23 protein-coding genes are annotated in these 19992 nt (G+C 29.2%); 10 read left to right on the top strand and 13 right to left on the bottom strand.

Annotated features, from left to right (window positions below; genetic code table 11):
- Positions 1-49 precede the first annotated feature (49 nt).
- The 6 genes from CX675_RS15755 to CX675_RS15730 all read right to left on the bottom strand — a co-directional run bounded on the left by CX675_RS15755 (position 50) and on the right by CX675_RS15730 (position 5024).
- Positions 50-1450, bottom strand: a complete 1401-nt coding sequence (locus CX675_RS15755) for an anthranilate synthase component I family protein (RefSeq protein WP_130736214.1) — start codon at positions 1448-1450, stop codon at positions 50-52.
- Between the two features lie 299 nt (positions 1451-1749).
- On the bottom strand, positions 1750-2289 hold the full coding sequence (locus tag CX675_RS15750; RefSeq protein WP_130736213.1) for a YbhB/YbcL family Raf kinase inhibitor-like protein: 540 nt from the start codon (positions 2287-2289) through the stop codon (positions 1750-1752).
- Positions 2290-2371: 82 nt separating this feature from the next.
- Positions 2372-3238 (bottom strand): AraC family transcriptional regulator, encoded by an 867-nt coding sequence (locus CX675_RS15745; protein WP_130736212.1) that lies wholly within the window; start codon positions 3236-3238, stop codon positions 2372-2374.
- Positions 3239-3344: 106 nt separating this feature from the next.
- On the bottom strand, positions 3345-3911 hold the full coding sequence (locus CX675_RS15740) for a YceI family protein (protein WP_130736211.1): 567 nt from the start codon (positions 3909-3911) through the stop codon (positions 3345-3347).
- A gap of 23 nt (positions 3912-3934) precedes the next feature.
- The gene (locus CX675_RS15735) at positions 3935-4567 is read right to left on the bottom strand and encodes an NAD(P)H-dependent oxidoreductase (protein ID WP_130736210.1); all 633 of its coding nucleotides are present in this window, start codon (positions 4565-4567) and stop codon (positions 3935-3937) included.
- 1 nt (position 4568) lies between these two features.
- Positions 4569-5024 (bottom strand): MarR family winged helix-turn-helix transcriptional regulator, encoded by a 456-nt coding sequence (locus CX675_RS15730; RefSeq protein ID WP_130736209.1) that lies wholly within the window; start codon positions 5022-5024, stop codon positions 4569-4571.
- A 122-nt stretch (positions 5025-5146) separates the two neighbouring features.
- Between CX675_RS15730 and CX675_RS15725 the strand changes: the two genes are divergently transcribed.
- From CX675_RS15725 to CX675_RS15715, 3 genes are read left to right on the top strand one after another with little or no spacing between them, the layout of a single operon-like run.
- Entirely contained in the window at positions 5147-5665 is a 519-nt protein-coding gene (locus CX675_RS15725) for a redoxin domain-containing protein (protein ID WP_130736208.1), read from the top strand.
- 9 nt (positions 5666-5674) lie between these two features.
- A complete protein-coding gene (locus CX675_RS15720; protein ID WP_130736207.1) occupies positions 5675-6289 on the top strand; it encodes a thioredoxin family protein in 615 nt (204 codons plus the stop codon).
- Between the two features lie 24 nt (positions 6290-6313).
- Entirely contained in the window at positions 6314-6625 is a 312-nt protein-coding gene (locus CX675_RS15715; RefSeq protein WP_130736206.1) for a rhodanese-like domain-containing protein, read from the top strand.
- 56 nt (positions 6626-6681) lie between these two features.
- Here CX675_RS15715 and CX675_RS15710 read toward each other — a convergent pair whose 3' ends face one another.
- On the bottom strand, positions 6682-7800 hold the full coding sequence (locus tag CX675_RS15710; protein WP_130736205.1) for a GTP cyclohydrolase: 1119 nt from the start codon (positions 7798-7800) through the stop codon (positions 6682-6684).
- A gap of 1 nt (position 7801) precedes the next feature.
- Positions 7802-8770, bottom strand: coding sequence for a transporter (locus tag CX675_RS15705; RefSeq protein ID WP_130736204.1), 969 nt, complete (start codon positions 8768-8770; stop codon positions 7802-7804).
- A 106-nt stretch (positions 8771-8876) separates the two neighbouring features.
- On the opposite strand from CX675_RS15705, the gene CX675_RS15700 reads away from it, so the two are divergent.
- The 4 genes from CX675_RS15700 to CX675_RS15685 all read left to right on the top strand — a co-directional run bounded on the left by CX675_RS15700 (position 8877) and on the right by CX675_RS15685 (position 14430).
- Entirely contained in the window at positions 8877-9155 is a 279-nt protein-coding gene (locus CX675_RS15700) for a DUF4834 family protein (RefSeq protein ID WP_130736203.1), read from the top strand.
- A 93-nt stretch (positions 9156-9248) separates the two neighbouring features.
- On the top strand, positions 9249-11663 hold the full coding sequence (locus CX675_RS15695) for a YfhO family protein (RefSeq protein WP_130736202.1): 2415 nt from the start codon (positions 9249-9251) through the stop codon (positions 11661-11663).
- 4 nt (positions 11664-11667) lie between these two features.
- Entirely contained in the window at positions 11668-12954 is a 1287-nt protein-coding gene (locus tag CX675_RS15690) for a glycosyltransferase family 4 protein (RefSeq protein WP_130736201.1), read from the top strand.
- Positions 12955-12969: 15 nt separating this feature from the next.
- Positions 12970-14430, top strand: a complete 1461-nt coding sequence (locus CX675_RS15685; protein WP_130736200.1) for a lipopolysaccharide biosynthesis protein — start codon at positions 12970-12972, stop codon at positions 14428-14430.
- 91 nt (positions 14431-14521) lie between these two features.
- On the opposite strand, the gene CX675_RS15680 is transcribed toward CX675_RS15685, so the two are convergent.
- From CX675_RS15680 to CX675_RS15670, 3 genes are all read right to left on the bottom strand, one after another.
- Positions 14522-15214 carry a hypothetical protein gene (locus CX675_RS15680; RefSeq protein ID WP_130736199.1) on the bottom strand — a complete coding sequence of 231 codons (693 nt, stop codon included), beginning with the start codon at positions 15212-15214 and terminating at the stop codon, positions 14522-14524.
- 190 nt (positions 15215-15404) lie between these two features.
- Positions 15405-15734: a CCC motif membrane protein gene (locus CX675_RS15675; protein WP_130736198.1), complete on the bottom strand. Its 330-nt coding sequence runs from the start codon at positions 15732-15734 to the stop codon at positions 15405-15407.
- 27 nt (positions 15735-15761) lie between these two features.
- The gene (locus CX675_RS15670) at positions 15762-16037 is read right to left on the bottom strand and encodes a DUF2752 domain-containing protein (protein ID WP_130736197.1); all 276 of its coding nucleotides are present in this window, start codon (positions 16035-16037) and stop codon (positions 15762-15764) included.
- Positions 16038-16129: 92 nt separating this feature from the next.
- On the opposite strand from CX675_RS15670, the gene CX675_RS15665 reads away from it, so the two are divergent.
- Both CX675_RS15665 and CX675_RS15660 read left to right on the top strand, forming a co-directional pair.
- Entirely contained in the window at positions 16130-16327 is a 198-nt protein-coding gene (locus CX675_RS15665; protein ID WP_130736196.1) for a hypothetical protein, read from the top strand.
- Positions 16317-16877, top strand: a complete 561-nt coding sequence (locus CX675_RS15660; protein ID WP_130736281.1) for a Smr/MutS family protein — start codon at positions 16317-16319, stop codon at positions 16875-16877. The genes CX675_RS15665 and CX675_RS15660 overlap by 11 nt, the downstream gene beginning before the upstream one ends.
- Here the strand turns inward: CX675_RS15660 and CX675_RS15655 are convergent.
- Entirely contained in the window at positions 16870-17382 is a 513-nt protein-coding gene (locus CX675_RS15655; RefSeq protein ID WP_130736195.1) for a hypothetical protein, read from the bottom strand. The genes CX675_RS15660 and CX675_RS15655 overlap by 8 nt on opposite strands.
- A 352-nt stretch (positions 17383-17734) precedes the next feature.
- Here CX675_RS15655 and CX675_RS15650 point away from each other — a divergent pair, with 352 nt between their 5' ends.
- The gene (locus CX675_RS15650) at positions 17735-19177 is read left to right on the top strand and encodes an MFS transporter (protein ID WP_130736194.1); all 1443 of its coding nucleotides are present in this window, start codon (positions 17735-17737) and stop codon (positions 19175-19177) included.
- Positions 19178-19287: 110 nt separating this feature from the next.
- Here CX675_RS15650 and CX675_RS20205 read toward each other — a convergent pair.
- A partial coding sequence (locus CX675_RS20205) for an FAD-dependent oxidoreductase (RefSeq protein WP_240723664.1) occupies positions 19288-19992 on the bottom strand: 705 nt, incomplete at its 5' end.

Genomic DNA, 19992 nt, shown 5'->3' with positions numbered 1-19992 from the left:
TTTCTTTTTCATTTTTTGCAACTAATACTTGGTACTTTCGTTGCTATATTTAAATTGTTTCAGCTAAACTCAATGCGTTTTCCAAAGCACTTAGTTTATTGTATACTTCTTGCGTTTCATTTTCTTCTGATGAGTCTGAAACGATACCAGCACCGGCTTGAAAATGTAAAGTGTGATTTTTACTTAGGAAACTTCGTATCATTATGGCATGATTGAAGTTGCCTTCAAAATCCATAAAACCGATAGCTCCACCATAGAAACTTCGATTTGTTTGTTCTATAGATTCTATTAATTCCATGGCTTTATATTTTGGCGCTCCGCTAAGAGTTCCTGCAGGAAATGTTTTAGCAACTAATTCGGTAAAAGAATGATTCTCTTTTAAGTTCCCAGATACTTTGGAAACCAAATGAATAACATGAGAAAAAAACTGTATTTCTTTATATTTTTCTACGGTAACATCTTTACAACTAATACTTAAATCATTTCTGGCTAGATCAACCAGCATTACATGTTCACTATTTTCTTTACTATCTTCTGTTAATTTTTTCGCGATCTCAGCATCTTTTTCATCATCTCCTGTTCTCTTAAAAGTTCCCGCAATAGGATGAATTTCTGCATGATTATTCTTAATAATTAATTGTGCTTCAGGAGATGAACCAAATATTTTAAAATTGCCATAATCAAAATAGAAGAGGTAAGGAGAAGGGTTAATACTGCGAAGCGCTCTGTAAACATTAAATTCGTCTCCTTTGAATTTTTGTGTAAATCTTCTTGATAAGACTAATTGAAAAACATCTCCGCGTTTGCAATGTTTTTTAGCTAGAGCAACATTATTACTAAAATCTAAATCGGTTAAATTAGACATTACTTCTCCAGATTTACTAAAAGAATAGGATGTGAAATTTTTGGCTTGTAATAATTGTTCTATTTCATCTATATTATTCTGATGATCATAACTATGACAAAAAATATACGCCTCGTTTTTAAAATGATTAATTGCTATAATGTTTTGATAAACGGCATATAAAATTTCAGGTATTTTGTTTTCAGATGATTTTTCAGCGATTTTTATAGTTTCAAAATGTTGGATTGCATCATATGAAATATATCCAAAAAGGCCTTGAGTGATGAATTTGAATTTATTTTCATCTGCGGAAAAGCGTTTCGAAAAAATTTCAATTTGTTTGACCACATTGATGGAAGAATTTATATTTATACTTTCACAAGTAGCATCTGGAAAATCCATCTCAATTTTCTGATTTTCAACTTTAAATGTCGCAATTGGATTAAAACAGATATATGAAAAACTATTATCATTACCATGATAATCACTACTTTCTAGCAAAATACTATTAGGAAATTTATCTCTAATTTTTAGATAAACACTCACAGGCGTCATGGTGTCTGCTAAAATTTGTTTGTAATTTGTATTTAACTTGTACTTCTTCATTGTTGTATTTTGATTATAGATGTTTAAAAAATAAAAAAAGGCTTGTCGTGATTGACAAGCCTTTACTATGTATTTGTTGAAATGATACTATAGGAGGATTTGCTCACGACGATTGACGTAAGTTTTTCCACCACCAAGTATTATTTGTAATTGAAATCATAATTATTTGTAATGCAACAAATGTATTAAAATATTTTTTTTAAATCCAAATTATTTTAAAACAAAATATATTTTTTTGTATTAAATTAGTTATAATTTACTGATAATTAGTGTTTTATTTATTCTATTAAGAAAATAGATTACCTGCTATAATACATTACAATTGAGGCTTTTTCAATCGTATTCTGCCAAAGGTAATAACCAACAATTTCTGGATTCGTATTTTGATCCAAACCTAATTTGTCTATTTTTAAAGCATGAATGGTAATAATGTATGTATGAATTCCATGACCTTCAGGTGGACACGGACCACCATAACCATTGGCACCATAACTGGTTTTACTTTGTATAGTACCTTTTGGAACTAAATTTAAACTTGGATTACCTGCATTGGAAACCAATTCTTTAGTATTTGTAGGAATGTCAAAAACTACCCAATGCCAAAAGCCACTACCCGTTGGAGCATCTGGGTCATACATAGTAATAGCGTAACTTTTTGTTCCTTTAGGAGCATTTTCCCAAAATAATTGTGGTGAAACGTTATCTCCAGAACAACCAAACCCGTTAAACTCTTGCTTCTTAGTAGATTGCCCACCAATATCGTTGCTTTTTAATGTAAATGTTTGTGCTTGAGTTAGAGAACTAACGAAAAGGAATAGTGCTAAAATTAATTTTTTCATATTATTTTAAATTTTAATTATTTAAGTCAAAATTATCTCAATTTGATGAAAAAAAGTAAAGAGAAAAGTTCAAAAAATGTTGCTATTGGTTCATTTTTTTTAATTGATATTGTTTTGGTGTTATGCCGTATTTGTGCTTGAAAGATTGCGTAAAGCTAGAGAGGCTTTCATAACCGATTGAAGCATAAACATCTATAGGTCTTTCTCTATCATTGAGAAGCATTTGTGCTGATTTTTCGAGTCTTTTTTCTTGTATCCATTTACTAGGAGATGTAGTGTAAATTTTATAAAATTCTCTTTTAAATGTAGACAAACTCATGTGCGATAAAAAAGCTAGTTCTTCTAAAGTTAATTTAGAAAAGATATTTTTTTCAACAATATTTTTTAATCTAACGTGATGCTTTTGTAAGGTGTGATGATCCAAAAAAGTTATAGTCTCTTCACCATTTTTTTGAACTAAATAAAGAAGAATTTCTTCTAGTTTTAGGATGAGAAAATCTTCTGTTAGAGTTATTTCAGATTGAATTAATTGCTGTAATGAGTAGACAAAATTAGAAATAAAAGTATCATATGAGATGATTTTAAATTTGCTTTCCATTTCAGAATTGTTCTGTTTTACTCTGTTTTCAATTTGGTATTTTTCTTTGAAATGAGTTACGAAGTTATTAGAAAAGAAAAACAATAAACTGGTATATTTTTTATCTTCAGATAAGTTTTCAGACATTAAACAATTTCCTGATTTTGCGATTACAAAATCTTTATTTGTCACTATTTGTGAATCATTTTCGTAATACAATTCTTTCGAACCTTCCGTTAAAAAACTAATTAAATTTGCATTCAATTGAACTTTAGATTTATCTGAATAAGCGTCACTTGAAAACGAATGTACGTAAACTTCAGGAACTCGATGGTTTCTGGTAAAATAATTTGGTAATTCTATTTTGTTCATCACTTCAATTTAGCAGTTAAATTTACAAAAAGAAAGTGTTTCTATAAGGTCAAAAAAAAGACCCGAAATGGGTCTCTTTTTTTCATAGTATTTTTTTTAAGTTGTATTAGAAACTTAAAGTAACATTTAATTCGAAATCATCATAGATTGTTTTATCTCCTAAATTATCAAAGAATGACCCTGAACCATGTTTGATATCGTATTTTGTTCTATCTACTACTAATTTTGAAATTGCTGTATCTTTGTTAACAGTCATATCAAAAGTAATTGGGTTTGTTTTACCTTTAATTTCTAGATCAGCTGTTACAGTGTAAAGATTATTTCCTTTGTCTGCAATTGTTTTGAAAACTAATTTAGCTGTAGGATATTTTTCCACTCCAAAGAAATCCTCAGATTTTAAATGTCCATCTAATTTACCTTTCATACCACCATCTAAATCAGTTGTATTTATAGAAGTCATATCTACAGTAAAAGTTCCTCCAGCTAATTTTTTACCTTTAAATACTAAGGCACCTTCTTTTAAGTTAATTGTACCATTGTGTTGACCTGTTACTTTTTTACCAACCCATTCAATTTTACTTTTTTCTACATTTACTTTCTTGGTAGTTTGAGCATTTACAGTGAATGTTATTAAAGTAAGTAATGCTACTGCAATTGTTTTTAAATTTTTCATTGTTTTTTAATTTTTTTAAATAATTATAGCGTAATAAATAATTCTTCGTTTGGTTTACGAACTTTTGCATAATGTTGTGTTGCGTCTTCTTCGTGTCTGTAACCTAAAGTTGCTACTAGAGAGGCATTTAGTCCTAATGCATTAAAACCTAAAATTTCATTATACTTTTCTGGTTCAAAACCTTCCATTGGTGTAACATCAATTTTAAGTTCTGCAGCTGCATTTAAAAGATTACCTAAAGCTAAATAAGTTTGTTTAGAGGTCCATACAGTCTTTGCTTCTGCAGGTAAGTTAACTAATTTTGATTTCATAAAATCGGCATAAGGTTTTATGTCTTCAATAGTTAATCCTCTCGTTTGAACCATGTTTGCTACATAGCTGTCAATGTGATTTTCAGTAACATCTGTAAAGTTGGCAAATACAATTAAATGAGAGGCTTCTACAATTTGAGATTGTCCCCAAGAAACGGGTTGTAATTTTGCTCTTAATTCTGGGTTTTCAATAATAAAAACTTGGTATGGTTGTAATCCATAGGAAGAAGTGCTCAATTGGATAGCTTCTTTTAAAGTGGTTAAATCTTCGGCTGTAATTTTTTTTGTAGCATCAAATTTCTTTGTTGCATATCTCCATTTTTGATTTTCGATAAATGTATTCATATTAATTTTCTCTGATTTTTTCTAATAAATTATTTAATTGTTCGAGTTCGGAATTTGAAAGTTTTTCAGCAAGACTATTTTCATGTGCTTCAACTAAAGGATCTAGTTCAGATAGTATATTTAACCCCGTCTGGGTGATTAAAACTTCTATTTTTCTTCTATTTTCAGGGCAAATATTGCGTTCTACCATATCTTTTAATAACAACTTATCAATTAATCTGGTCGTGTTACTGTTTTTGGTAACCATACGCTCCTGAATATCTTGCATATTAATAGGTTTTCCTTTTTGACCTCTTAATATACGTAGTACATTATATTGTTCTCCAGAAATTTCAAATGGTTTCAAAATTTCATTAAATTTATCTCCAATATAGTTTTTTGTAAAGGCTAAATTAAGAACTACTTTTTTAGTAATACTTAATGTAACGGTACTCTTAATTACGTCTTCTATTTTCATTTGTATTTACAAAATTTGTATGTACAAATGTAAAACATATTTTTATTTGTATATACAAGTGTTTGTTAAATTTTTATTAAATTTATTTGAGCTACTAGTATTATCATTATTTTTAACTAGTTATGAAAAAAATATTTTATCTAGTAAGTTGTATTTGTTGTTTACATGTATTTGGACAAACTAATAATGAGCCTTTAAAGATTTATGAACAAGATAGTATTACAATAGCTTCGTATAGTTTTGAAGGATTTGAGCATTTTTTGAAACAAAATGATGGTACTACTTATGTGATTAACTTTTGGGCAACATGGTGTGCGCCATGTATAAAAGAATTACCTTATTTTGAAAAATTAGGAAAGGAATATGAAAAAGATAAGGTAAAAGTAATTTTAGTTAGTTTGGATTTTCCAAAAAAAGTGGAGTCTAGTTTAATTCCATTCATAAAAAAAAAGAAATTAATGTCTGAGGTAATTCATTTAGATGACCCTGATGCCAATTCATGGATTGAAAAAGTAAATAAAGATTGGAGTGGTGCTATTCCTGCCACTATAATTTACAAAAATAAGCTCTCTCATTTTTATGAGCAATCTTTTACTTATGAAGAATTAGAAAAAGAATTACAATTAATAATAAATAAATAGAATAAACAGATGAAAACTTTAAAAATTGTTTTTAGTGTAGTTGTTTTTGCTCTTGTAAGTGCATTTACTTTTAATAATGCGAAAACTTCTGGTTATGAAATAGGAGATAAGGCCACGGATTTTAAATTAAAAAATGTGGATGATAAAATGGTGTCTTTAAGTGATTATAAAGATGTAAAAGGATATATTGTTATATTTACTTGTAATCATTGCCCTTATGCTGTAGCGTATGAAGATCGAATCATTGCATTGGATAAGAAATATAAAAAATTGGGCTATCCAGTTATTGCTATAAACCCTAACAATCCAGAAGTTCAAGAAAAAGATAGTTTTGAACTAATGAAAGTTAGAGCTAAAGAAAAAGGGTTTACCTTTCCTTATTTATTTGATGAAGGACAAAAAATTTATCCACAATATGGAGCCACTAAAACACCTCATGTATACGTTTTACAAAAAACTAAAACAGGAAATATTGTAAAATATATAGGCGCTATAGATGACAATCATTCCGATGAAAGTGCAGTTAAGGTTAAGTATGTAGAAAATGCGGTTGATGCTTTATTGAAAAATAAAGAAGTTTCTGTAAAAGTTACTAAAGCTATTGGATGTTCTATAAAAGCGTAGTATTTTTGGAACAAATTAAAGTATATGAATTTAGAGCAACAACAATGGTGGAGCCAGTTCTTAACGGATGAAAAAGGAATTATTTTAGATGTTAGAACTGAAGATGAATTTAACAGAGGTAAAATTCCAAATGCAATAAACATTGATATTTTCAAAGGACAAGGGTTTATTTATGCTTTAGAAGAATTAGATAAAGCTAAAAACTATTATGTGTATTGTGCAGCAGGTTCAAGAAGTGCGAATGCTTGTAATATTATGAAAGAATTGGGTTTTGCAAATGCCTATAATTTAGTAGGTGGTATTACAGAGTGGGAAGGACCAGTTGATACAGAATAAATAAAAATCATTTTTTCTAAATAAAAAAGAGTTGCATAAAATGCAACTCTTTTTTATTATAATTTTTTACTGTAGGTTCGTCTTCTTTTTTTAATCGTTGTATCAAAATGTTTCCATAAATTATGAATCGCATTATTCTCTTCTAATTCTGGAGTTCTAACACAGGTGTTAATTCCTTTAGCCATAAAAACTTTATAATATTCTTCAAAAATAATGCCTGTAATACCTTTACTTTGATATTCAGGAGTAACACCGATTAAATAGAATACTGCTTCTTTAGAATTTTTTCTAGCTTGAAGCAAATGATAAAAACCAAATGGAAACAAGCGGCCATTAGCTTTTTTAAGTGCCTCACTAAAACCAGGCATTACAATAGCAAAAGCTACCATTTTATCCTCTTTATCTAAAATAAATTTAATATATTCTGGATTGATAAAACCAATATATTTTTTCTTAAAATATTCTTTCTGAATTTGGTTAATCGCTACGAATGATTGTAGTTTTGAATATGTTTCATTAAATAACTCAAACATTTCATCTACATAAGGCATGATGTCTTTCGTTTTGGTAAAGTTTACTGCTCTTAGTTGATAACGTTTTTTTACTAAATTACTAATTTTAACAAATCCAGAAGGGTCTATATTGGTAAATGAAAAACTGCTTTCAACATACTCTTTCTCTTTTACCAAGCCCAGTTTCTCGAAATGATCTTTATAATAAGGCATGCTATACCATGTAACCATGTTTCCCATTTCTTCAAAGCCTTCTACTAAGACCCCCACTTTGTCTAAATTTGAAAAACCAATAGGTCCTTCAACCATTTCTAAATTATGTTGCCTGCCTAATTCGTATACTTTTTCTAGTAATGCTTTGGTTACTTCTATATCATCAATAGCATCAAACCATCCAAAACGAACTTTACTTTTTTCTAAAATATTTACTTCATCCCAATTAATAATAGCAGCAATTTTACCTACAATTTTACCTTCTTTGTAAGCTAAATAAAAATGGGCTTCAGCATTTTGGAACACTGGATTTTTCGTTTTATCAAAAGTTTCTAATTCTTCTGAAATAATAGGAGGGACCCAATTAGGATTGTCTTTAAATAACTCAAATGAAAATAAAATATAGTCTTTAAGTTCTTTTTTAGTTTCCGCTTTTTTAATTGTTATCATCTTATTCTATTTCAACCTCGTCTTTACGTTTTTTCTTTTCTTTTTCTGCTTTTTTCTTCATTTTTTGATCCATTTTACTGCCTTTGTCTTTCTCTATTTTTACTTCTTCATAATTAGCATCAAAACGCCAAGAAAAACCTACACCAGCAGTAAATAATGATGGACTATCTTTAATGTTTTTACCAATAGAAGCATCCACTTGCATTCTGTTATTGATTAAATAGGCAGCTCCTAATCTAAAAACACCATCAGAGTAATAATCGCCATTGTATCCTTGGTTTTCAATAAAACCAGACCATTTTTCGTTAAAACCTCTAGTTAAGGTAATCACATAATTAATAGAAGCAAAATCGGAAGCAATTTTATCATACATAAGATTGGTTACAAATACCCATCTTGTTCCAAAATGATTTTGCGCAATAAGCATCACTTTAGGGCTTACGGTGGTTTCTTTTACATAGGAAGGAGCATAGTTAAATGGATTATCTGAAAAATTTAGGTTTACACCAGCATAACCAGCTACAGCAGGAATGAATTGTCTCCATTTGAATTTATGATTGGCTTTCCAACTATATAGATTGGGTTTTTCTTCATAATTTTTAAATGGATCATAAATTAAATATTTAGCTCCAATTAATGTCTTTTTTAGAGCGGAACGGTTTTTACTTTCAAAAGCAGAGTTGTATTTATCATTTTGATATTGTAATTCTGCAATAAACTCTAATTCTTCAAAAAATAAACCCCATCTAAAATCTAACTCTGCAATAAAACCATTAGCATCGTATTTTAAAGCAGCATGATCTTCATTTTGAAAATTTAAGCCTGTTTCTACTTGAATGATAGATTTTCCAACGGCAAAGGCCATCATTGATTTTCCAGGTCGATTGGAATTAATTTCATCTGTAAATTGTGCGTAATGAGCTTGGTAAACAAAGAAAAAGAATAAGAATAAGCGTTTAGAGTATTTCATGTTGCTAATATTTAGGTCAAAAATAGTATTTTATAATAATTTTAAGAAACATTACTGTGCTTTTATCTACTAATAAACGTAAATTTGAATTTTAAATTGAATTAAAATGGAAACAGCATCTTTTACTGGATTTATAAAAACGCTTGCCTATATAGTTTTATTTTGGTACCTATTTAAATTTTTGTTCCGCATTTTTGCGCCTATACTGATGCGTACTGCTGTGAACAAATTGCAACAAAAAATGCAAGATCAAATGAATCAGCAATTTGGGCAACAATCTAACTATACAAATCAATCGTCTAATGCTCAAAATGATGAGCCTAAGAAAATGCCAAATGAAAAGAAAATTGTTGGTGAATATGTCGATTTTGAAGAAATAGATTAAATAACAAATTATTAATAGAGAAGTTAAAGGATATTATTGCAATATCCTTTTTTTATTTACCTTAGCGTTTTTATTTTTGACTTTTATTTACCAATGAAAAAAATACAACCTTTATTTCCACATCTTTTTGCCATTTTAGGCTTTGTATTAGTTGCTTTAATTTATTTTTATCCAGTCTTAGAAGGAAAAAAAATTTTCCAGTCCGATATTGCACAATATACAGGAATGGCAAAAGAACAAAATGACTTTAGAAAGGAAAATAAAGAAGAACCTTATTGGACCAATAGTGCTTTTGGGGGAATGCCAACCTATCAGTTAGGAGCTAATTATCCGCATAACTATATCAAAAAAATTGATACTGTTTTACGATTTCTTCCTAGACCTGCAGATTATTTATTTTTATATTTTCTTGGGTTCTATATTCTTTTAATGGTTTTAAAAATAGATCCGTTAAAAGCATTTTTTGGAGCTTTAGCATTTGGTTTTTCAACCTATTTAATAATCATTTTAGGCGTTGGTCATAATGCAAAAGCACATGCTATCGCTTATATGCCTTTTGTTTTAGCAGGCGTTCTTTTGGTTTTCCAGAAACGATATATAATTGGAGGAATTTTAACGATGCTAGCGGCTGCTTTGGAAATTCAAGCCAATCACTTTCAAATGACCTATTATTTACTTATTTTATTAGTGATTATAAGTGCTTTTTATTTGTACCAATTTGTGAAAGAAAAGGCATTTGTTGATTTGGGTAAGACATTAGGTGTGTTTGCAATTGCTGGATTATTAGCAGTAGGTACTAATGCTACCAATTTATTAGCTACTTCTGAATATGCGGCTTTTTCTACTCGTCATAAAAGTGAATTGACTTTCGATGAAAATGGAAAACCAAAAGAAGACACTAATGCGATGAGCTATGACTACATCACAGAATATAGTTATGGTAAAGCAGAAAGTTTAAATCTAATCGCACCAAGACTATTCGGAGGGTCAAATCATGAAGATTTAGGTGTAGATTCTGAAATGTATCGCTTTATAACACAACAAGGAGTGCCACCTTATGAAGCCGTTGAAATTGTAAAGCAAATGCCAACCTATTGGGGAGATCAACCCATAGTAGCAGCTCCAGCATATATAGGAATCGTAGTTTTCTTCTTTTTTGTTTTGGCATTATTTGTAGTAGATAATAAAAAAATAAAATATGCTTTATTAACAGGAGCTATTGTTTCCTTGCTATTATCTTGGGGTAAAAATTTTGCTTTTTTAACTGATTTCTTTATCGATTTCATACCAATGTATAATAAGTTTAGAGCAGTTTCATCGATACAAGTTTTATTAGAATTATGTGTTCCTGCTTTAGCTGTTTTAGGATTGTATCATTTTTTTAAAATTGAAGACAAAAAAACACAGTGGAGTTATTTATGGAAAACGGGAGCAATTGTTTTTGGACTTTTAGCCATTTTATTTATGTTCAAAGGTAATTTTGATTTCGCAGGAGGTAATGATGGATATTATGCTCAAAATTATGGACCAGAATTTATGAATGCCTTACGAGAAGATAGAATGACATTATTTTCCAAAGATATCTTTCGTTCTATTGGATATGTTATTGTTACTTTTGTAATTTTATTCTTATATAATAAAAAATCTTTAAAAGAAATAACTGCTGTAATTTTAATTGGTTTAATACTTTGTACCGATTTAGTTACTATTGATAAGAATTATGTGGATAGTAAAGATTTTAAATCAGCAAGAGAAGTAGACGAGCCTTTTAATCTTTCAGAAGCGGATTCCCAAATTTTACAAGATACAACACATTTTAGAGTTTTTGAAGTTGCTGGGCAAATGAGTAGTGCTAGAAGTTCTTATTTTCATAAATCAATAGGAGGTTATCATGCAGCTAAGCCAAGAAGAATGCAGCAATTGTTTGATTATCAAATTGCTAAGAATAATGTAAACATTTTAAATATGTTGAATGTAAAATACATTATCCAGAATGGTGAAGATGGAAAACCATTCGCTTTTGTTAATCCTGCTGCAAATGGAAATGCTTGGTTTATAGAACAAGTAAAGAATGTAAAATCAGCCGATGAAGAAATGAAAGCATTAGATAGTTTAGATACCAAAAATGTTGTGGTTGTAAATACTTCTGTTCTTGATTTTAAAGGGGTTTTTTCTAAAGATTCATTAGCCAATATAAAGCTAAATATATATCAGCCTAATTATTTAAAATATACATCCAATAATTCGAAAAATGGTTTTGGAGTATTTTCTGAGATGTATTATAAAAACGGGTGGAAAGCAACCATTGATGGAAAAGAAACTCAAATATATAATGTGGATTATGTATTGAGGGGATTACTAATTCCTGCTGGAAAACATACTATTGAATTTAAGTTTGAACCTGAAGTAGTAAAGACTGGCAGTATAATAGCATTAACGTCCTTTATAGGTATGCTTTTGGTTATTATTTTTGGAGTGTATTTAGAAAATAAAAAAACACAACATTAAACCCATAAAAAAAATACTAATTGTTTCTTATTATTGGCCACCAGCGGGTGGTCCAGGAGTGCAACGTTGGCTTAAATTTGTTAAGTATTTACCCGATTTTGGTATCGAACCTCACGTTTATATCCCTGAGAATCCTACTTATCCACTACTTGACGAAAAGTTAGTAGAAGACGTTTCAGAAAAAGCAATTATTGTAAAAAGAAGGATTTTTGAACCGTATAGAGTGGCTTCCCTTTTTTCTAAAAAGAAAGCAAAAAAGATAAGTTCAGGAATTATTCCAAATCAAAAAAAACAGTCTGTAATTGAAAAGGTTCTACTTTGGATTAGAGGAAATTTATTTATTCCAGATGCGAGAGTTTTTTGGGTAAAACCTTCGGTACAATTTTTAAAAAATTACCTTTTAGAGCATCAAATAGAGACACTTATAACTACTGGTCCACCACATAGTTTGCATCTCATTGGTTTACAATTAAAAAAAGAAATAAGTATCAATTGGATAGCTGATTTTAGAGACCCTTGGACCACAATAGGTTATCACAAAGAATTGAAATTAAGTGCTTGGGCTGCTAGAAAACATCAAATATTAGAACAAAAAGTACTACAAGGATGTGATTGTATTATCGTTACATCAGAAACTACTAAAAAGGAATTTGAAACAATAACACATCGTCCTATTGAAGTGATTACCAATGGATATGATGTAGAAAGGATAAATAAAAAACCATTAGATTCTAAGTTTAGTTTGGCACATATTGGTTCATTTCTTTCAGAAAGAAATCCGGAAATTTTATGGCAAAGTTTATCTGAATTAATTGTTGATAATCAAGATTTTGCTTCAAATTTTGAGCTTAAATTAATAGGAGCAGTTAGTTATGAAGTTTTAGAAAGTATATCAAAGTATCATTTGACAAAATTTATAAATAATAGAGGATATGTATCACATGAAGAAGCTTTACAAGAACAACGTTGCTCACAAGTATTATTGTTAATTGAAATAGATTCAACAGAAACCAAATGTATTATTCCTGGAAAGTTGTTTGAATATATGGTATCTGAAAGGCCTATCTTAGCAATTGGTCCCACAGAAACCGATTTTGAAAAGATATTAAAAGCCACCAATACAGGCACTTTTTTTAATTATCGAGAAAAAGAAGCTTTAAAGAATCAAATTTTAAGTTATTATAATTTGTATTTAGATCATAATTTAAAAACATTCCCTGTAGGTCTCCAACAATATAGTAGAAAGAGTTTGACAGAAAAACTTTCCAAAGTTCTAAATTCTAAATTCTAAATTTCTAATTTTATTATGGGAATCGTAATCAATCAATCTATTAAAAATACTATAATTACTTATATTGGGTTTACAATAGGGGCTGTCAATACTTTGTATATGTATGTGCAATTTTTGGGCGATACTTATTATGGATTAGTGGGTTACATTTTATCTTCAGCTAATATTTTAATGCCTTTAATGGCTTTTGGAGTGCATAATACTTTAGTGAAATATTTTAATGAATATAAATCTGATGTAGAAAAAGCTAGGTTTTTAAATTTTATTTTATTTCTTCCACTATTATTAGTCATTCCTTTATCCTTAGTAGCTTATTTTGGTTACCATCAAATTGCGTCCATTTTATCTAAAGAAAATCCGATTGTCTATAATTATGTTTGGCAAATACCAATAATTGGTTTAGCAATGGGGTATTTTGAAATTTTTTACGCTTGGGTAAAGGTGCATTTACAATCTGTTTTTGGGAACTTTATTAAAGAAGTTTTGTTGCGAATATTAGTTAGTAGTAGTCTTTTTGCTGTTTATTTCAATTGGTTAACTCCCGTTCAATTTATTTATACTTTGATGGGAATTTATTTATTGGCTATGATTTTAATGAAATGGTATGCTTTTAAGCTACGATTTCCTTCTTTTTCTTTGGCATTACCAGTAAATACTAGAGCAATTATAACGTATAGTTTATTTATTATTTTAACAGGAGGGATTGCCAATTTATTTTTAGAGATAGATAAATTTATGCTAAATAATTATGTGAAAATTGAAAATATAGCTTATTATTCGGTAGCCATTTTTATTGCTACTGTAATAGCAGTACCAAGTAGAGCAATGCATCAAATAACCTATCCAATAACTGCAAAATTAATGAGCGAAGAAAAATGGGAAGACCTTAATGTATTGTATAAGAAGACATCTATAACACTTCAAATTATTGGTGGATTAATTTTTATTGGGATACTATGTAATATTAATGAACTATATCGGTTACTGCCAAAAGAATACGCTGAAGGTATTTTTGTTGTCTTTACCATTGGTCTATCTAAATATTTTGATTTGATTTTAGGAAATAACAATGCCATTATTTTTAATTCAAAATATTACAAAACAGTTCTTTTTTTAGGTGTATTACTTATTTTAGTAACAGTTAGCTTAAATATGATTTTTATTCCTATTTATGGTTTAAAAGGGACTGCTTTTGCAACATTATTATCTATAACATTGTACAGTTTGTCTAAGTTATTGTTTGTTGTGTTAAAAATGAAATTGTTTCCTTTTTCTGTAAATACATTAAAATCGTTTGGTATTTTACTTTTTACTTTTTTGCTTTTTTATTTTTGGGATTTTAACTTTCATCCTTTACTTAATATTTTAATTAAATCAGGTTTAATTACGTTATTTTATTTAGGAATAACCTATTATTTTTCCTTATCCTCTGATATTAATAAGATGATAAAGAAAATATTTAAAATCCTATTTTAAAAAGAAAAATCCTGCTCCACATTGCTGCTTTACAGGATTTTTAACAAACAAACTAAACCAACCAAAACTATTATGAAATTGTTATAATAACTTATTTTTTATTTATTCCTTTAATATCTTCTGTAGACATTTTTGCTTTAGTTCCATCTTGACGGTAATAGTAATAATCTTCATCGTTGTTATCATTGTAACCATAATCCGAATTGTAATCATAATGATTGTCAGCTTGATAATGATTATTATTTGTGGTGTAGGTATAATGACCACTATAAGTATTAACCGCTCCAATAATATTTACTATTCTACCTCTTCGGTCATAAATGATGCGTAAACCACCTACTTGAGTTAGAGCAAAACTATTGTAATTCATATAAACAGAACCTACTCTCTTAACTCTTCCAGTGGCATCATAGTTAATGAACACATTTCCAATTCTTCTTACTCTTCCCATATAATCGTGTTCAATTTTTACACCTACCGAAGTTGGTCCGTAATAACCTCTACCATTTCCTCTAACACCAGGAGCACCGTATGTTCTATTGACAGTATTTGATCTTCTATTTGGCGCAGTGGTTTGAACCGTATTAAAATCAAATTCGCCATTTGGAAATACATAAAATTCAATTCCTCTTTCCATGAAAACTATCGGATCTGCATATCTGTAATCTACAGGAGGATAAGTTCTATCAATCGCATCATCAAAAACCTTTTTATCAGATGCCTTTGCAGTGTGTAAACTTAATGTTAAAACTGCGATAACTAATGCTTGAGTAATTTTTTTCATAACACATCAATTTAAGGTTAAACTTTCAACATCGTTTATTTTAAAAACTTGTTGCTTAATTAGGTATAACCAATTTGCGTGCCAAAAAAGAAAATTTTTGTAAAAAAATATTTAATAAATTGATTATCAGTTGTAATTCTGCAAAAAAAAATCCAGCTTTTAGCTGGATTCATATAGGTTAGTCATGATATTATTTGAAATATTCTCTAATTCTTTGTTGAAGTAGCTCTTGGTCTTGCATTGAATCTAAACCAAATGTTGCTATAAACCAAACAAAGTATAAAATTGTAAGTACGTTTAAAACAATTCCAATAATACATAATATCCTACCGATGTTAAGATTGTTATAGTTTGTAAATGCAGAAGAATTCTCTCTGTACATTATTATATCTTTTTTAGATATTAGAAGTCCTATAATTCCTAATACTAATCCTATAACACCGTAGCAGCAACAAGTTATAATTGAAAAAATTCCTAATACTAATACAGCCGTTGCATTGGGTAGTTTTTGATTTTCCATAATTTATTTATTTATTTATTTGGTTTGTTAGTGAAAATGCTTAAAATAATAGGCTATAACCATAATTACAGCATTTATAATAGCAGTAGCTATAACAATTTTACTGTAATTTCTTGATTTATCAATTAAATGAAGAAATAAAAGAATAAAAAAAAGTAACGTAGTATAAATGGCAGGGTACATTTTGAAAGCTCCTACAAAATCACCTTGTAATAAAAGTAACATTGCTCGTTGTGTACCACAACCTAAGCATTCTACTCCGAATAAGGTTTTACTGAGACAAGGTAGCATATATTCTTCCATAATCTGAAACTTTTTTACAAGTTTACAAAAATTATGCTGTAAAAAAAATATCTTGTCAGTTTTAGTTTTCTATATTTGAAAAAAGAATTGAGATGAAGAATTTTATTTATACTATTTTACTTTTTGCTTTCGGTATTTATGCCATTTATGAACAATCTAAACCTAATCCAAATCCTTACATCATGTTTGGTGCAATGGTTATTTTTATGGTTGGTTTATATCGAATTATGAAGAAGATACCTAGTAAAAATGATACTGAAAATAATGAACATGAACATGATGAAAACTAATTTAGAAATAGGTGATAAAGTGGCTGTACTGGATGAAGCTATTGAAGGTGTAGTTACCAAAATTAATACAGAAGGAATTACGATTACCACAAGTGATGATTTTATACTGCAGTTTAAAGCGGAAGAATTAGTGAAAATTAATAAAGAATCACTAACTAATTTGTTTTCTTCTAAAAGTATTGCTCAAGTCTTATCAGAGAAAGAAGAGCCAGAAAAGCGTTCTTTTAGCAAAGAGAAGAAGTCTAAGAAAGATGATTTTGTATTGGAAGTAGATTTACATATAGAGAAATTAGTTCCTTCTGCAAAAGGAATGTCTAACTTTGATATATTGAATATTCAAATTGATACGGCAAAAGGGCAACTCGATTTTGCAATTAAAAATAGAATGCAGAAATTAGTATTTATTCATGGAGTAGGAGAAGGCGTACTTAAATCTGAATTAGAATTTCTGTTAAGACGTTATGAGCAGATTACTTTTCAGGAAGCTAGTTTTCAAAAATATGGTTTTGGTGCTACCGAAGTTTACATAAAGCAAAACGCTTTTAGTTAACATTAATTTGGTAATCACCAAAAATATAGCTTACAAAACTGAAAGAATTATCTGAACTTGCAAAGTTAACATTGTGAAGAGTAATATTATGAGTATGTGCTGTAACTTCACTATTAACGACTACTTCATTAGTTTCAACAGCAATAGTTCCTCCAGTGGCTAACCATTCTTTAGTTACAGTAGGTGAAGAAACAGGAACAGTAGAGCAAACAGTAAGATTAGATACTGTACCTGTGTATTTTCTATATATAATTTGATTAGATCCAGTAATGTTAATGACTCTTGGAGTTCCATTAGTAGGTGTTGCTTCGAAAAGACTATTATAAACCGTTTCAGGTAAACTAATTAATAATAACTCGTCACTTTTTGTTTTAAAAATTAAAAAATTATCAGAGCACTTTTGAATATTTTGTCCTTCAAAATTGAAAGATTCTAAAGTAATGTCTCCATCATCACATGATGAAAATGAAATTAGCAAAACAAGTAAAAAAAATATTTTTTTCATTAAAAAGTGAATAATATAGATACTAATAGTTAAGCAACAAAAATAAGTTTAATATTTTATTTTGGGCTACATATTTAACGAATTTTTAAATTCTTTATTTTTTTAAAGCATGTTGATTTTGAGATTTAAAGTTATTAACAATCGAAAACGTTATAAATTTTTATCAAAATCATAAAAATTACTTTAAGAAAACGTTTTCGTTAATAACTAATCCTTATAAATGCATTGAGAGAAATCTTATAAATGTATATTTATGAAAAATTTCACTATAATTTTATCATTATAATAATTAAACAAGCTTAAACTTATATATGATAAAAAAAGTGTATTATGAACTAACCAACATTAAATTATGAGTACAAACCAAACAAAAACAAATTGGGCACAATTTATCCCTTTAGCTTCAGTATTCTTCTTTTGGGGATTTGTTGCAGCAAGTAATGATATTCTAATTCCTGTATTTAAAAAAGCTTTTGATTTATCTCAAGCTCAAAGTCAATTAGTATCTGTAGCATTTTATATTGCTTATACTGTTGGTTCACTAATATATTTATTAATATCTTATTTAACAAAAGGAGATTTAATTAATAGAATGGGATATAAAAATTCATTGGCTTTAGGTTTGGTTATTTCTGCTTTTGGAACATTATTATTTTATCCAGCTGCTAATCTAGGTTCATTTCCTTTAATGTTATCTGGGCTTTTTATTGTTGCTTTAGGATTCTCTTTGCAACAAACCGTAGCGAATCCTTTAGCAATTGCATTAGGACCAATTACAACGGGTTCGCAAAGATTAACTCTTGCTGGTGGAATTAACAATTTTGGTACCACAATTGGTCCTTTAATTGTAAGTTTTGCAATTTTTGGTTCTGCAATTAAAGGAGGCGAAGCCGATATGAGTATTGAAAGTGTTAAAATACCATATTTAGTCTTAGGTGCTGCTTTTTTATTAGTAGCTATTTTTTTAAAGTTTTCTTCCTTACCAGATAAGCCAGAAATTGTAGTAGAATCTGATGATATTTCCGTTAAAAAGGATAGAAGTGGAGCATTAAAATATCCACAGTTGATTTTAGGTATGATTGCCATTTTTGTGTATGTTGGAGTTGAAGTTTCTACAGCGAGTAATTTACCAGCTTACATGGAAAAAGATTTAGGTTTTTTAACCAATGAAATAGCACCATATATTTCTCTGTATTGGGCAAGTTTGATGATTGGAAGATGGACAGGTGCTGTTGAAGCTTTTACTGATAAAATGAACCTTCAGAAGATTTTAAGATTTATAGCTCCTTATGTAGCTTTTGGTGTGTTTTTATTAGTAAATGCTATTGCAAAACATGATTTATCACCTTTTTATATCTATGCTTTAATTATTTTAGTTCTTATTCTTGCTGATATGGCTAGTAAAGGTAATCCAGCTAGAATGTTATTAATTTTTTCTGGATTAGGTATTTTAGCATTATTGATAGGGATGTCTACTACAGGAATGGTAAGTGTGTATGCCTTTACAAGTGTAGGATTATTTTGTAGTACATTATGGCCTTGTATTTTTACTTTGGCAGTGAGTGGATTAGGTAAAAATACTAGTCAAGGGAGTAGTTTCTTAATTATGATGATTATGGGTGGTGGTTTAATTAGTTTACTTCAAGGTTATGTTGCCGATATAACCACAATACACTCAAGTTATATTGTGGGTGTCCTTTGTTTTGCTTATTTGGCATTCTATGCTTGGAGAGTAAAAGATATTTTAAAAGAACAGGGAATTAATTTTGATAAAAAAATTAGTGGAGGACACTAATATATAGAATTTCACTTTCTAAAAGAGTATAAATTTCAAGTTCTTTTTTATTAATAACGCACAAAAAAAGTCCGATTTCTAATCGGACTTTTTATTTTAAGTACTATTTTTTACAAGTGAATTACCTCACCATAAGCGTCAGCTACAGCTTCCATCACGGCTTCACTCATGGTTGGGTGTGGGTGAACCGCTTTTAAGATTTCATGACCTGTAGTTTCTAATTTTCTTGCAACCACAGCTTCTGCAATCATATCTGTTACGCCAGCACCAATCATGTGGCAACCTAACCATTCTCCATATTTGACATCAAAAATAACTTTTACAAAACCATCAGGCGTACCAGCAGCTTTTGCTTTTCCTGAAGCAGAAAATGGGAATTTACCCACTTTAATTTCGTATCCTTTTTCTTTTGCTGCTTTTTCGGTTAAACCTACTGATGCAATTTCTGGAGTAGCATATGTACATCCTGGAATATTTCCGTAATCTAAAGCTTCCACATGCATACCCGCAATTTTTTCAACACATAAAATTCCTTCAGCTGAAGCAACATGAGCTAATGCTTGTCCCGGAGTTACATCTCCAATAGCATAGTAACCTGGAACATTCGTTTGGTAAAAATCATTTACTAAAATTTTATCTCTATCAGTAGCAATACCCACTTCTTCTAAACCAATATTTTCTATATTCGTTTTAATACCTACGGCAGAAAGTAAAATATCTGCTTCTAGTACTTCTTCTCCTTTTGCTGTTTTTACAAATGCTTTTACGCCATTTCCAGAAGTATCAATTCTTTCTACTGATGAATTAGTCATAAT

The organism is Flavobacterium sp. J27, from assembly GCF_004303025.1.
In the GTDB taxonomy this organism is placed as follows: Bacteria; Bacteroidota; Bacteroidia; order Flavobacteriales; family Flavobacteriaceae; genus Flavobacterium.
The sequence above is the reverse complement of the archived record's forward strand: the minus strand, read 5'-3'. Positions and strand labels throughout refer to the sequence as shown.

Coding starts and splice junctions, on each gene's coding strand:
- CX675_RS15730 (WP_130736209.1), bottom strand. CDS start 5,024: ATGAAAATAGAAGACGTAATTAAGAGTACCGTTACATTAAGTATTACT.
- CX675_RS15715 (WP_130736206.1), top strand. CDS start 6,314: ATGAATTTAGAGCAACAACAATGGTGGAGCCAGTTCTTAACGGATGAA.
- CX675_RS15720 (WP_130736207.1), top strand. CDS start 5,675: ATGAAAACTTTAAAAATTGTTTTTAGTGTAGTTGTTTTTGCTCTTGTA.
- CX675_RS15665 (WP_130736196.1), top strand. CDS start 16,130: ATGAAGAATTTTATTTATACTATTTTACTTTTTGCTTTCGGTATTTAT.
- CX675_RS15695 (WP_130736202.1), top strand. CDS start 9,249: ATGAAAAAAATACAACCTTTATTTCCACATCTTTTTGCCATTTTAGGC.
- CX675_RS15660 (WP_130736281.1), top strand. CDS start 16,317: ATGAAAACTAATTTAGAAATAGGTGATAAAGTGGCTGTACTGGATGAA.
- CX675_RS15755 (WP_130736214.1), bottom strand. CDS start 1,450: ATGAAGAAGTACAAGTTAAATACAAATTACAAACAAATTTTAGCAGAC.
- CX675_RS15750 (WP_130736213.1), bottom strand. CDS start 2,289: ATGAAAAAATTAATTTTAGCACTATTCCTTTTCGTTAGTTCTCTAACT.
- CX675_RS15705 (WP_130736204.1), bottom strand. CDS start 8,770: ATGAAATACTCTAAACGCTTATTCTTATTCTTTTTCTTTGTTTACCAA.
- CX675_RS15740 (WP_130736211.1), bottom strand. CDS start 3,911: ATGAAAAATTTAAAAACAATTGCAGTAGCATTACTTACTTTAATAACA.
- CX675_RS15725 (WP_130736208.1), top strand. CDS start 5,147: ATGAAAAAAATATTTTATCTAGTAAGTTGTATTTGTTGTTTACATGTA.
- CX675_RS15685 (WP_130736200.1), top strand. CDS start 12,970: ATGGGAATCGTAATCAATCAATCTATTAAAAATACTATAATTACTTAT.
- CX675_RS15670 (WP_130736197.1), bottom strand. CDS start 16,037: ATGGAAGAATATATGCTACCTTGTCTCAGTAAAACCTTATTCGGAGTA.
- CX675_RS15735 (WP_130736210.1), bottom strand. CDS start 4,567: ATGAATACATTTATCGAAAATCAAAAATGGAGATATGCAACAAAGAAA.
- CX675_RS15675 (WP_130736198.1), bottom strand. CDS start 15,734: ATGGAAAATCAAAAACTACCCAATGCAACGGCTGTATTAGTATTAGGA.
- CX675_RS15745 (WP_130736212.1), bottom strand. CDS start 3,238: ATGAACAAAATAGAATTACCAAATTATTTTACCAGAAACCATCGAGTT.
- CX675_RS15710 (WP_130736205.1), bottom strand. CDS start 7,800: ATGATAACAATTAAAAAAGCGGAAACTAAAAAAGAACTTAAAGACTAT.
- CX675_RS15700 (WP_130736203.1), top strand. CDS start 8,877: ATGGAAACAGCATCTTTTACTGGATTTATAAAAACGCTTGCCTATATA.
- CX675_RS15680 (WP_130736199.1), bottom strand. CDS start 15,214: ATGAAAAAAATTACTCAAGCATTAGTTATCGCAGTTTTAACATTAAGT.
- CX675_RS15650 (WP_130736194.1), top strand. CDS start 17,735: ATGAGTACAAACCAAACAAAAACAAATTGGGCACAATTTATCCCTTTA.
- CX675_RS15655 (WP_130736195.1), bottom strand. CDS start 17,382: ATGAAAAAAATATTTTTTTTACTTGTTTTGCTAATTTCATTTTCATCA.